We start from the raw sequence: 12,738 nt of genomic DNA on the forward strand, positions 1-12,738 counted from the left end.
GATAGTATTATAAAAAATAAATCAGTTACAAAATGAAACTTCAATCCTCAATTGCTTTAAACCTTTTGATTGCTTCAGTTTGCCTGTTGGGCTGTTCTGAAGAAAATAAAAAACCGGAAGCGCAACTTGGTGAACTTGAATTCGTGGTAACAGGAAATGCGGAAGCACAACCCTATTTTAAAAATGGATTGTTGCTGCTCCATAGTTTTGAATATGACGATGCAGCGGAAAATTTTTCGAAAGCACATAAAACAGATTCCACGTTTGTAATGGCATATTGGGGAGAAGCAATGACCTACAATCATGCGCTCTGGCGGTATCAAAATAAAGAGAAGGCAGATTCTATTTTAAAATTGCTTGCCGCTACTCCTGACTTGCGCGTTTCAAAAGCGAAAACAAATATTGAAAAGGATTTCATCAATGCAATAAATATTTTATACGGAGATGGAAGCAAAGCTGAAAGAGATGACAAGTACGCGACATTCATGTCATCGTTGTATGAAAAATATCCCGGCCATGCAGAAGTAGCATCCTTCTACAGCATTGCTTTGCTGGGTTCCGTGGAAGTAGGGCGTGATACAACCGTATATGGTCAGGCAGCAACGATTGCAAAGACAGTATTGGTTAAAAATCCAAATCATCCCGGAGCATTGCATTACCTTATTCATTCTTATGATGATCCCGATCATGCGCATCTGGCACTGGAAGCTGCAGACGCATATGCTAAAGTTGCGCCATCGGCAAGTCATGCTTTGCATATGCCATCACATATCTACCTGGCGTTGGGAATGTGGGATAAAGTAATCAGCTCCAATGTAGCGGCATGGGCGGCAAGTGAGGAAAGAAAGCAGCGCAAAGGATTGAACAATGATGCTTTGGGCTATCATTCTTTTCATTGGCTGATGTATGCTCTATTGCAAAAAGGCCGGAGTGAAGAAGCAAAAAAAATGGTAACAGAAATGCAGCATTATTGTGATTCACTTTCTTCGCCACGTGCAAGGGAGCATGTGATACTTTTAAAGAGTACTTATTTGGTTGAGTCGAATGACTGGCATTCGGAAATTTCATCCATTGAAGTAAAAGAAGACGACCTGAACATTGGACTTCGTGCCATGAATAATTTTGTAAACGGCATGAAAGCATTTCATGATAATGATGAAAAGCAGCTTGCAAATGCTATTTCAACAATGCATGATGAAAGAATGCTGGCATCTGATAAAATTATTGAATCATCAGGACACAGTTGTGGAAGTGTGAATGCAAATAGTCCAAATCTTCTTGATGTGCAATATGCTGAAGTGATGGAAATGGAATTGCAGGCTTTGTCATCACAGTTGAAGAAAGATTCCTTTTCAACTGACAAATGGTTCAAACAGGCAACAGCATTGGAAAACAGCGTCAGCTATTCTTTTGGTCCTCCTACTGTTGTAAAACCTTCTAATGAAATGTATGGAGAATGGTTGTTGAAAATGAAACGGCCATCTGAAGCATTCACTCAATTTGAACTTGCTTTGAAAGCAGCTCCAAACAGAATCCAAAGCGTTAATGGACTTGCAGCTGCTTCTTCGCAAATGAATGAAAAAAAGGCATTGGCAACAAAGTGATTTGCTTGAGATCAGATTTCGGCAATTGTAACCTTTCCGATTTTTTCCGCGAGTTAACATCAAATCATAAACAGGAGACTGAAACTTTTAATGGTTCCAAAAATAATTTCAGGAATTATTAAACTGGCAAATAATCGCAAAGCAGCGGGTTGTAGAAAATCAAAGGGGTAAATGAAAATTTGTGGCGAATTCGCATCAATGATTACCGAATAATTTATCTTCTTGCTGATACTATTCAAATAGTGGAGATCAGGAGCATCCGTCACCGAAAAGATACCTATTCGCTCTAATGGCGCAAGAAAAAATATTTTTCAATGGAAATATCCTGACGCAGGATAAATCACAATCGCTTGCTACTGCATTTGCAGTTGCTGACGGAAAAATTATTGGCGCCGGATCAGACGAGTCGATCTTGCGAATATTCAATGAACATTGTGAACGAATTGACCTGCAAGGCGCCACCGTGCTTCCCGGTTTTAACGATGCGCACATTCATATCTGGAAAGTCGGCAATTTGATGACGTACATGCTTGATCTGCGTGGTGTGCAAAGTATGGATGAAATGAAACAGCGGTTGTCAGATTATGCTAAGCAAAATCCTGATTTGGAATGGATTCAGGCACGTGGTTTTAATGAAGTTCTTTTTGCTGATAAGCGAATGCCCAACCGGTTTGATCTTGATGGTATAATCAGCGATCGTCCGGTGAGCGTGATAAGAACGTGTGCACACCAACTCATTGTCAATACAAAGGCCTTGAATGTATCAGGAGTAACGATACAAACACCTATTCCACAGGGCGGTGAAATAAAATTGTTACCTGATGGAAACCTGGCTGGTCACTTCACAGAAACAGCAATGGGATTAGTGATGAATAAAGTCCCATCCTATGGTGCTAATCACTATCGAAAAATGATACTTGCAGCACAGGATGAATTTTTGAAAGTTGGAATTACATCAGCAACGGATCCTGCGGTGATGCCTGATTTGCTGGAAGTGTATAAATCAATGGACCGAAACAGCGAATTAAAAATCCGTGTGAATGCGATTCCTATCATTGTACCCGACGGAGCTGCTGAGCCATTGCCGTTGCCGGAAAAATATCAATCAGATCATCTGAAAGTTGATACCGTGAAATTTTTTTCTGACGGTGGCCTGAGTGGAAAGACAGCTGCGATGAAGAAACCTTACCGTAATTCAGAAGATTACGGCGTGTTGCGATTGACTAAAGATTTTTTTCTGCCACTTGCCCGGGAAGCTCAGGAACACGGCTTTCGCATTGCAACACATGCAATAGGTGATGCCGCAATTGATTTGGTACTGGATGTTTATGAAAAAATTGCTTCACTCAACAAGAATAATATTCGTCATCGCATAGAACATCTTGGATTACCTTCTGTTGAAAATCTGGAACTAATGCATGCTATGCAAGTGAGTGCAGTGATGCAACCTATTTTTATTTATGAACTTGGAAAAAATTTCAGACAGTATTTATCTGATACATATCTTGAAGAAGTTTATCCGGCAAGATCTGTTTTGAATCATAAAATCAATTTATCTTTTTCAACAGACGCACCGGTTGTAAAAGATTTTAATCCATTCACCGGCCTGCGGTCAGCAGTGGACAGACATGATGCCGATGGTCAGCCAATTGCTGCGCATCAAAAAATTACTGTTGGGGAAGGTATCTATGCATACACGATGGGAAGCGCTGTCGCAAATGGCGATGAACAAAATCGTGGTAGCATTTCACCCGGAAAATGGGCAGACTTTATAGTGCTGAACAAAGATGTAAGCAAACTTTCAACGGATGAAATCTCCAAATGCCAGGCACAACAAACCTATATCAACGGCATCTGCCAATTCCTAATTCCTAATTCCTAATTCAATTCTTAATTCTTAATTCTTAATTCTCAATCCCCTTCACCGGAGCATTCAGCAACTCATTAATCATCCGTACCGTTTTTTCTTTTTGTGCAGAAGTTCCGATATAGAAACATTGAATACCCAACCACGCGGTATACGCAAACTCCGCAAGCTCACCTGCTTTCCCGTTAGGAACTCCAACTTCCAGGTATAAAGTACGCGTAACGCCGATGCGTTCACTATCCATTTTATCAAGATATTTTTTTACAGTTCGGTTGTGCAGTGCCCAGGCACGCAATGAAAGTTCTGTTTTACCTGAAACACTGAACACTTCTTTAATCATCAGGTTCAGTCTTTCTCTCGGTGTTTGTCCGGAGTCAACCACTTCTTTTATACGGCCAAGGGTTTCTGTTTCCCAGTATTTCAAAAGGAATTCTTCATAATCGCTAATGCTTTCAAAGTGATGATAGAATGAACCTTTGGTTACACCGAACTTGATGCATAGATGTTCGATTTTTATCGCAGCATATCCTTCGTCATTCAATACTTTTATTCCTCTGCGTATCCAGTCTGTTTTTGTCAGTCTTGCCATATTTAAGTCTATTTCAGGCGCCGGATTTCTCAGCGGTCCTTTTTAAGCATCGCTAGAATTTCCATTTAGAAAAATATCTTTAGTTGCAAAATACAAATAATTTACCCGCGGGACTGATGCTGTTCAGGATAGGTTCATTTCAAATTGCAATTTCCAAACAGGCTGATCAGGCAATGGTTCGATAAGCAAAAACTAACAGTTCTTAATTGGAAATGCACGTTTCAGGACTGATTGGACATACTTACAATGAGCGTACTTTACCAATCACATAATTTTTTTCTTCTTTCATTTTACCGATTTCGTGTAGGTTTGTCGTGATTGTAAAATGTGAATGTGTGAAGAACAATAATAAAGTTTACGCGAGTTTCCTGGCTGCAAAAAAAAACAGGCAGAAGCAATTGGCAGTACTGATTGATCCTGATAAGGTAACACCCGAGTCTTTGGTCTTTACTGTGGAAGTGGCTACCAAAGCAGCAGTTGATTATTTTTTTATTGGGGGAAGTCTGCTGGTAAATGACACGATGGGTGAATGTATTGACGTGATAAAGAGTTGCAGCGACATTCCGGTAGTAATATTTCCGGGCAGTCCTGCGCAGATAAATGACAGGGCAGATGCAATACTTTATCTTTCGCTGATCTCCGGACGCAATCCTGAATTATTAATTGGTCAGCATGTTGCTGCTGCGCCGGTCTTAAAGAATAGTGGACTTGAAATTATTTCTACGGGATACATTCTTATTGACGGTGGAATTACCACTACTGTTTCCTACGTGAGTAATACGATTCCGATTCCGAATCACAAAGACGACATTGCTATGTGCACCGCTATGGCTGGTGAAATGCTGGGATTGAAAACTATTTATCTTGATGCAGGCAGCGGAGCTTTGAAAACGATCAGTGAATCAATGATACAGTTGGTGAGCGAAAATATTGAAGTGCCTTTGATTGCAGGTGGTGGCATCAGATCAGCAGAAATGGCAGCAAGTATCTGCAAAGCAGGAGCTGATATTGTAGTTGTCGGGAATGCAATTGAAAAAGATCCGATGCTGATATTTTCGATAGCGCATGAGGTGCAGTCGGTAGTGAGTAGTGAGTAGTGAGTAGTGAGCACTGAGTCATTGGTCATTCAGTCATTAGTCTTTTAGTCTTTTAGTCTTTAGTCTTTAGTCTTAAGTCTTTAGTCCTTAGTAGTCATTAAGCATCGGCACATCAAAACATCGGCACATCTTTCTTAATTCCTAATTCCTAATTCTTTGCAAGGTCGTGTCATCAAGTCTACAGGCAGTTGGTACCAGGTTCGTATGGACGATGGATCGGTATTGTCGTGCCGTATCAAGGGAAAACTGAGATTGATCGATCGCAGAACCACCACTCCGGTTAATATTGGTGACCTCGTGATGGTAAGTGTAGAAGAAAGTGATGCCACCATTCGTGAAGTGCTTCCACGCCGCAATTACATCATCAGGCAATCTACACATAATCGAACTGCTGAACACATCATTGCTGCCAATATCGATCAGGCTTTCATCATGGCAACCATTGCAATGCCACGCACTTCAACAGGATTTATAGACCGTTTTTTAGTGACCGCCACTGCGTATCACATTCCGTCCATCGTTCTTTTTAACAAGATTGATCTGTATGATGAAAAGGAAATGGAGCTGGTAAATTATTTAAAAGATGTTTATTCAAAAATCGGTTTTGTAACAGTATGTACTTCCGCAGAAAAAAATACAGGCGTTGAAGAAGTGCGTGAATTGATGAAAGGAAAAATTTCCTTGCTGGCAGGTCATTCAGGTGTTGGAAAATCCACGCTCATCAATAAAATTGATCCAATGCTGGATCTGCGAACGGCTGAAGTAGCTGTTTATAATCAGAAAGGAAAACACACCACCACGTTTGCTGAAATGTTTGAATTGCCTTTCGGTGGTTTCATTATTGATACACCCGGAATCAAAGAATTCGGCATTCTCGACTTCGAACCATCAGAGGTAGCGCAGTATTTTCCGGAAATGGAAAAAGTGAGGCATGATTGCCGTTTCAATAATTGCATGCACATCAATGAACCTGGCTGTGCTGTAAAGGCTGCCGTTGAAGAAGGTGTAATTCCGGTGAGCAGGTATGAAAATTATCTTTCTATTATGCATGAGTTGAAGACGGATGAGAGGATTTATGACTGAGGGTTAAATGGTTAAATGGTTTAATTGTTTAATTGTTGAAGTGTTTAATTGTTAAACTGTTTAATTGATTGATTGATTGTACATGAATCTATGGTGATTTTAATCTTGTTGAGAAATTAAAATGCAGATTAATTCATGAGAGCTCTGATTCAACGCGTAACCAAAGCATCCGTTGCCATCGATGGAAAAGTGCATTCACAAATAGGTGCAGGTTTGCTGGTGCTATTGGGAATTGAAGATGCAGATGGTGATGAAGATATTAACTGGCTTTCAGCCAAAATCGCAAATCTGCGCATCTTTGACGATGAAAGCGGCGTAATGAATCACTCGCTGAAAGATATGGATGGAGAAGTACTGCTGGTGAGTCAGTTTACATTGCATGCTGCTGTAAAAAAGGGAAACCGGCCATCATATATCAAAGCAGCGAAACCTGAGGTTGCTGTTCCACTTTATGAAAAATTACTGCAACAGCTTGAATTGGAACTTGCTAAAAACATAGCAACGGGTGTATTTGGTGCGATGATGAAAGTTGAATTGCTGAATGATGGCCCGGTTACCATTTGGATCGATACCAAAAACAGAGAATGATGTTGCGTAAGAAGGAAATTGAAAAGCAGAAAAGGAAAAACTGAATCAACTATAAACCGTAAAGATCATTTCATAGCTCTGATCTTCGCAATAATATTCGTAGTCGAAAACCCATCCAAATATTTTACCAGTTCAATGCGGCCACCATTTTTTTCCACCACGTCTTTTCCAACCACCGTTTCAGGTGTATAGTCGCCGCCTTTTACCAATATATCGGGCTGTATAGCTTTGATCAGCTCATAAGGTGTTTCTTCGTCAAACAAAATAACTGCATCAATAAAATCAAAGGAAGCCATGATCATCGCACGTGATTGTTCATCCTGTAATGGGCGTCCGGGTTTGATTTTGCCAATTGATGCATCCGTATTCAATCCTACAATTAAAATATCTCCGAATGATCTTGCAGTAGTAAGTAAATGAATATGGCCTGCATGAATGATGTCGAAACAACCATTCGTAAAAACCACTTTCTTGCTCTTCAGGTGCCAGACCGCAATCATTCTGTTCAATTCAGGAATTGCGATAATTTTTTGTTGGATCACAGGCAGATAATTCATGATGCGGGAGTTTTACGATTGATAACTGGAAGAACAATCAATGCAAGCAAACCAAAAGTGAGCATACCAAATACCTGAGTGGCATGGTTGAGAATGGCAAATGCAAGTCCGTCATTGTTTGCAATGCCGTATAACAAAAGTGTTTGCGTAACAATTACATGAAAAGTTCCGAATCCGCCTTGCACCGGTGCTGCCCATCCGAAAGCGCCAAACACCATCACCGCCAATGCAGCGATCCATCCGAGTGAGGATGTAGCAGCAAAACTGTAGAAGCACACATACGACATCAGGAAATACATAAACCAGATCAGGAAAGTGTAGACTAAAAACAGGTTGCGGTTCTTTAAATTACCAATGGCTTTGATCCCATCTATAAACCCACGCAGCATATCTTTTAGTCTAAGGTAATATTTTGAACGTTTGATCCGAACAATATAAAACCAGGAAGCAAACAACACTGCTGCAAAAACGGCTGTGATCAAAAGGTAAAACACGAGTCCCTGCGAAAATAAAATGCCGACCTTTTCACCAATCGGCCCGAAAACATAGAGGGAAGCCATGCTACTCATTTTTTCAAATTCCAACAGAAGAATAAAAAACAGCAACAGGAAAATCGTAAGCACATCAATGATACGTTCGATCACTACAGTTCCAAAAATTTTATTCATCGGAATCTTTTCATAATTACTAAGCATGGCGCTGCGTGTCACTTCTCCCATTCTTGGAATAGCAAGATTGGCCATATAACCTACCATTAATGAACCAAAAGTGTTAGTCAGTTTTGGTTGGTAACCTAATGGATAAATCAGCATGTTCCATCGTAAAGAGCGAAAGATGTTGCTGAATAGTCCAAACACGAGCGCAAGCATGGGCCACCACCAGTTGGCACTTTCCAGTTTCAGTTTTATTTCTTCCAGGTTTTGGTTGCGGATGACCAGCCAAAATAAAAATCCGCCAATAGCTGCGAAGAGAATGATGCGGATTGCGGAGAATAATTTCTGTTTCACTAACGGGCTAATAAGTTCTTTTCATTCGGAAAAATGATAGAAGGCTTGAATGATTTCGCTGCTTCAAATTCAATAGTTCCGTAAGAAATAATAATGACGATGTCACCTACGACGGCTTTTCTTGCCGCAGGTCCGTTCAGACAAATTATGCCGGAGCCACGCGCTCCTTTGATCACATATGTTTCGAGGCGTTCACCATTGTTGACGTTCACTACCTGCACTTTCTCATTTTCAATCAGGTTGCAGGCATCCATCAGGTCTTCATCGATAGTTATGCTGCCAACATAGTCGATGTTTGCTTCCGTAACTTTTACACGGTGAATTTTCGATTTAACCACTTCAATCGTCATAGCGGGCGCAAAGATATAAATTGAAAATGGAAGAAGCTTTTCAGTTGGTAAGGCTGACTTTCAATAATTACTTCAACCTACCTGAAAAGGATAAACATGCAGTTTGGCCTGCGTTGTTTATCCTGGGTTTTTCTCAATTGGTTAAATTTTTTTAATCATCTTTTTTATAGCGACATCCAGATTTTACACGACGAATGTAACAGCTTTAGAAATTTTTAAATATTTTTAATAGTCAAACACAAATAAATAATCAGCAAATGATTTGAGCATCAGATGTTCTTGAACTATCGCTTTCTGCTCAATCAATTTATAAGCACAATCATTTAAAGTACAGTATAAAAAGTAACCGGCATTTTTTTAATTGACTCCATGAATAAAATTTTATCACACACCATTGCGACTTTAATTTTCCTGTTCGCAGGCATTAGTTTTTGCTTCGCACAAAAGGAAGCGAATACCTGGTACTTCGGAAATTACGCCGGCATTGATTTTAACAGCGGCACAGCCGTTTCTATTACCAATGGTTTGATGTCAGCCTTTGAAGGGTGTGCCACCATCAGCGATAAAAATACCGGTGCAATCTTAATCTATACCAACGGTAGTGTTGTTTGGAATTCCAATCACCAGGTAATGGCGAATGGCACCGGACTCACCGGCAATTCATCGAGCGCACAGGCGGCTGTTATTGTGCCTGATCCGGGAAACAGTATGCAGTATTATATTTTTACGGCAGGAGAATATTACAGTGGTGGAAGTGATGGCTATCGTTACAGCATTGTTGATCTCAGCCAGAATGGTGGGTTGGGTGCTGTAACCGCTGTAAAAAATGTGCTCCTCTATGCACCTGCCTGTGAAAAATTAGCGGTGATCAAAAACACTGCCGGCACAGGTTACTGGATTGCCACGCATGAATGGAATGGAAACAATTTTGTCTGCTTTGAATTGACAGCATCGGGAATTTCGTCAGGTGTGGTTTCTGCTATCGGAACTGCTTACAGTAACTATAATCCCATCGGTTGCATGAAATTTTCGACAGACGGTTCACGGCTTGCAACCATATTATCCGGACTTGATCAGGCAGAAGTTTATGACTTCGACGCTTCCTCCGGGCTAATTTCCAATGCAATAAACCTTGGCGCAGTTACCAATAATTTGCCGTATGTATATGGTATTGCATTTTCGCCCAATGGAAAACGGTTATATGTGGATGAAGAAAATAATAACGGACTGTTTCAATTCGATCTGGATGCTGGTACGCTGGCCGATATTATAGCCAGCAAAACTGTGGTGGGCAATGCTACCTCTTCTGCCATGCAAACGATGCAGTTGGGTCCTGATGGAAAGTTATATATCTGCAGAAACGGAATGTCCGGCCTTGCAGTAGTTAACGATCCGGATATATCAGGCTTAGGTTGCAATTTTACCGACAATGGATTTATTCTTATTGCAGCCTCTTGTACTTACGGACTACCGGGCTTCACTGAAAATGTTTTGAGTAGCGAACCACTTCAACAGGTAAACCTGTCCTCCAGTGATACGAACATCTGTAAAAAATTCTGCATTGATTTTTTTGACCAGTCTTTGAATAATCCAACGGGCTGGCAGTGGGAGTTTCCGGGTGGTATTCCGTCTTCGTCAATGGAGGAAAATCCGGATAATATTTGTTATGATGTTCCGGGTACTTATGATGTTACACTTATTACTACTAATGCAAATGGTAACGACACGTTATTGCTTGAAGATTACATTACCGTGTATCCAACTCCTCCTTTTCCGGTAATTACACAAGACTTACCATTACTTACTTCCAGTCCTGCGGCGGCGTATCAATGGCAATTTAATTCAGAAGATATTCCTGGTGCCACCAATCAATCCTTTACTGTTACGCAAAGCGGTTTTTATACAGTAATAATATATGAAGAGCATGGATGCCAGAATTCAGTTACGGAATATATCATTTTAAGTGGTGTGGATGACCTATTCGCTGAATCAGGAGTTTCTGTTTATCCAAATCCTTCTGCAGGCGTCTTCAAGATTCTGAGCGCATCGTCGCTGAATATTAATTGCAGTATTCAGATTTCAAATACCCTCGGCGATGTACTCTATTTTAAGAAAACAGATGGAACAAAAACTTTGGAGGAAACGGTTGATCTTTCTACGGAACCCGGCGGCATTTACTTCCTTCACATTACAGCCGGTGACTATTTTCTTAACAGGAAATTAATGGTTGTTCACTAACGGCCGCATTATTTTTTTTCGTGTTGTGATGAAGCACTTTTTTACCTCTTTCATCGTATTTTTCTTTTGTAAAATGCTGCTACGGTGACACTGATAGCTGCTGTGGTGAGCAGAAGTTCCACTCAAAAAGATGTTTGCAAAACGGTTAAACTCAAAACTGTGTTCTTGTCTTTTGCTGAAGTGTTTGTAAGAGAGCAGTTAGCCCTGTTGGTGCGAAGAACAAATAGTTTCCTGCATTTTTAAACTTTTTCCTTATCAGGATGTTTTCAGGCAACATTTTCAAATGTAACTTGTTATACCCATTCTGTTTTTGAATTGAATATAGCGGGTTTTATTTTGCCAAAAAAAGTGAGCAGATTTTAAAAAAGCTATCCAGAAAATAAACCTTATGAGATCCACACTATTGACACTAATACTGATTTTTACCAGCCATCACGTAGCTTTTTCTCAACCGGATTATTATTATTACAACCCTGTTGACGCGGGCGTTAATGATTATTATTTCTATGGAGGACTTTGTAATAAATTCCTGTTTATATATACCCAGGATGAATTAGCTTCCACAGGTATGAATGCACCAGTTGAGATTCATTCCATCTGGCTGAAGTCAAATATCTTTTACAACCTGGCCATTCAGGATTTGAAGATCACTTTGGGACATACTACATTAAATGTTCCGGTCAATACATTCGCCGATAATTTTAATGCCGGCACTGCAAGCATCGTGCTTGATGAACCACTATTTAATTATACAGTAACCGGTGCGCCATGGAATGATCCGCCAACCGGTTGGTCAGAAATTCCATTAACAACACCCTTTAGTTACAACTTCTCTGATAATCTTGCTATTCAGTTTGAATTTTCTAACTGTAATTATCCTATTCCATTATATGCCAACAATGGCGGAGCGCCAGTCACCGTGTTTACGGATATATATGGAGGTAATGTTGCTAATACAAGCACTGCCCGTAAGATGATCGGTTTCAGCACAGGTTCCGTTTCACCACTTGCCATTGAAGCATCTGATTCATCTATCTGCGAAAAATTTTGTGTGAATTTTACTGATGTTTCTACCAATAGTCCAACATCCTGGCAATGGAGCTTTGAAGGTGGCTTTCCTGCAACCGATACCTCCGCAAATCCTGTTGGCATTTGTTATACGGAGCCTGGTACATATGACGTAACACTCATTACCGGTAATGCTTCCGGGACTGATACGCTTTTCTTAAACGACTTCATTACCGTTTTTCCAACACCGCCATTTCCGGTTATTACGCAGGATGGATATGAGCTAACCTGCAATTCTTTTCAAACGTATCAATGGCAACTGAATACGGTAGATATTCCGGGTGCTACCAATCAATCTTTTACAGCTTCGCAAACGGGATTTTATACTGTGCTGGCAGGTGATTCCAATGGCTGCAAAAACTCAGCAACACAATATGTAACGATCACCGGCATCAGCAACGTTGAAACAGACAATGGCATTAACGTATATCCCAATCCATCATCAGGCGTTGTAAATATTGAACTGTTGCGTTCCAGCCCTGCAGGAACGCTATCACTCGACATCAAAAACATTTTTGGTCAAACCGTTTATCATTGGCAGAAAAATAGTCCGATCGCGGAAATAAGGGAACTTCAGTTCAGCAGTGAAACAAGTGGAATATTTTTCCTGGAAGTAAAGGCAGGAGATGCACACTATCAGGCTAAATTTGTGATCAGCAGGTAGTTTTCCGGATTATTTCCCGATAGGCT

12 protein-coding genes are annotated in these 12,738 nt (G+C 40.4%); 8 read left to right on the forward strand and 4 right to left on the reverse strand.

All coding sequences use genetic code 11. The annotated features are described in order from the left end of the window. Window positions 1–32: 32 nt before the first annotated feature. The 3 genes from IPO83_00485 to IPO83_00495 all read left to right on the forward strand — a co-directional run bounded on the left by IPO83_00485 (window position 33) and on the right by IPO83_00495 (window position 3,486). A complete protein-coding gene (locus IPO83_00485; protein MBK9729769.1) occupies window positions 33–1,604 on the forward strand; it encodes a hypothetical protein in 1,572 nt (523 codons plus the stop codon). Window positions 1,605–1,783: 179 nt separating this feature from the next. Continuing rightward, window positions 1,784–1,894 (forward strand): type II toxin-antitoxin system RelE/ParE family toxin, encoded by a 111-nt coding sequence (locus IPO83_00490; GenBank protein MBK9729770.1) that lies wholly within the window; start codon window positions 1,784–1,786, stop codon window positions 1,892–1,894. Then, window positions 1,894–3,486, forward strand: a complete 1,593-nt coding sequence (locus tag IPO83_00495) for an amidohydrolase (protein MBK9729771.1) — start codon at window positions 1,894–1,896, stop codon at window positions 3,484–3,486. Before IPO83_00490 ends, IPO83_00495 begins: the two co-directional genes overlap by 1 nt. A 22-nt stretch (window positions 3,487–3,508) precedes the next feature. Here IPO83_00495 and IPO83_00500 read toward each other — a convergent pair whose 3' ends face one another. After that, on the reverse strand, window positions 3,509–4,060 hold the full coding sequence (locus IPO83_00500) for a TetR/AcrR family transcriptional regulator (protein MBK9729772.1): 552 nt from the start codon (window positions 4,058–4,060) through the stop codon (window positions 3,509–3,511). Between the two features lie 335 nt (window positions 4,061–4,395). Here IPO83_00500 and IPO83_00505 point away from each other — a divergent pair, with 335 nt between their 5' ends. The 3 genes from IPO83_00505 (at window position 4,396) to IPO83_00515 (ending at window position 6,828) form a co-directional block, all read left to right on the forward strand. Continuing rightward, on the forward strand, window positions 4,396–5,157 hold the full coding sequence (locus IPO83_00505; GenBank protein MBK9729773.1) for a geranylgeranylglyceryl/heptaprenylglyceryl phosphate synthase: 762 nt from the start codon (window positions 4,396–4,398) through the stop codon (window positions 5,155–5,157). 156 nt (window positions 5,158–5,313) lie between these two features. Continuing rightward, entirely contained in the window at window positions 5,314–6,240 is a 927-nt protein-coding gene (rsgA, locus tag IPO83_00510; GenBank protein ID MBK9729774.1) for a ribosome small subunit-dependent GTPase A, read from the forward strand. 135 nt (window positions 6,241–6,375) lie between these two features. Further along, on the forward strand, window positions 6,376–6,828 hold the full coding sequence (locus IPO83_00515; protein MBK9729775.1) for a D-tyrosyl-tRNA(Tyr) deacylase: 453 nt from the start codon (window positions 6,376–6,378) through the stop codon (window positions 6,826–6,828). A gap of 65 nt (window positions 6,829–6,893) precedes the next feature. Here IPO83_00515 and rfaE2 read toward each other — a convergent pair whose 3' ends face one another. Genes rfaE2 through IPO83_00530 form a run of 3 tightly spaced genes read right to left on the reverse strand, consistent with a single transcriptional unit; the run spans window position 6,894 to window position 8,742 of the window. Then, on the reverse strand, window positions 6,894–7,385 hold the full coding sequence (rfaE2, locus tag IPO83_00520; protein MBK9729776.1) for a D-glycero-beta-D-manno-heptose 1-phosphate adenylyltransferase: 492 nt from the start codon (window positions 7,383–7,385) through the stop codon (window positions 6,894–6,896). Further along, on the reverse strand, window positions 7,382–8,392 hold the full coding sequence (locus tag IPO83_00525; protein MBK9729777.1) for a flippase-like domain-containing protein: 1,011 nt from the start codon (window positions 8,390–8,392) through the stop codon (window positions 7,382–7,384). The genes rfaE2 and IPO83_00525 overlap by 4 nt, the downstream gene beginning before the upstream one ends. Then, window positions 8,392–8,742, reverse strand: a complete 351-nt coding sequence (locus IPO83_00530; protein ID MBK9729778.1) for an aspartate 1-decarboxylase — start codon at window positions 8,740–8,742, stop codon at window positions 8,392–8,394. The genes IPO83_00525 and IPO83_00530 overlap by 1 nt, the downstream gene beginning before the upstream one ends. A gap of 369 nt (window positions 8,743–9,111) precedes the next feature. On the opposite strand from IPO83_00530, the gene IPO83_00535 reads away from it, so the two are divergent. Both IPO83_00535 and IPO83_00540 read left to right on the forward strand, forming a co-directional pair. Continuing rightward, complete coding sequence (locus IPO83_00535; protein ID MBK9729779.1) at window positions 9,112–10,980, forward strand: T9SS type A sorting domain-containing protein; 1,869 nt, start codon at window positions 9,112–9,114, stop codon at window positions 10,978–10,980. 388 nt (window positions 10,981–11,368) lie between these two features. Next, window positions 11,369–12,712, forward strand: coding sequence for a T9SS type A sorting domain-containing protein (locus IPO83_00540; GenBank protein MBK9729780.1), 1,344 nt, complete (start codon window positions 11,369–11,371; stop codon window positions 12,710–12,712). Window positions 12,713–12,738: the final 26 nt, after the last annotated feature.

It is taken from the genome of Chitinophagaceae bacterium, from assembly GCA_016717285.1.
Taxonomy (GTDB): domain Bacteria; phylum Bacteroidota; class Bacteroidia; order Chitinophagales; family UBA10324; genus JACCZZ01.

Bases quoted from the DNA above. Each gene is read 5' to 3' on its own strand.
- IPO83_00485 (MBK9729769.1), top strand. From the start codon at position 33: ATGAAACTTCAATCCTCAATTGCTTTAAACCTTTTGATTGCTTCAGTT.
- IPO83_00495 (MBK9729771.1), top strand. From the start codon at position 1,894: ATGGCGCAAGAAAAAATATTTTTCAATGGAAATATCCTGACGCAGGAT.
- IPO83_00500 (MBK9729772.1), bottom strand. From the start codon at position 4,060: ATGGCAAGACTGACAAAAACAGACTGGATACGCAGAGGAATAAAAGTA.
- IPO83_00515 (MBK9729775.1), top strand. From the start codon at position 6,376: ATGAGAGCTCTGATTCAACGCGTAACCAAAGCATCCGTTGCCATCGAT.
- rfaE2 (MBK9729776.1), bottom strand. From the start codon at position 7,385: ATGAATTATCTGCCTGTGATCCAACAAAAAATTATCGCAATTCCTGAA.
- IPO83_00530 (MBK9729778.1), bottom strand. From the start codon at position 8,742: ATGACGATTGAAGTGGTTAAATCGAAAATTCACCGTGTAAAAGTTACG.
- IPO83_00535 (MBK9729779.1), top strand. From the start codon at position 9,112: ATGAATAAAATTTTATCACACACCATTGCGACTTTAATTTTCCTGTTC.
- IPO83_00540 (MBK9729780.1), top strand. From the start codon at position 11,369: ATGAGATCCACACTATTGACACTAATACTGATTTTTACCAGCCATCAC.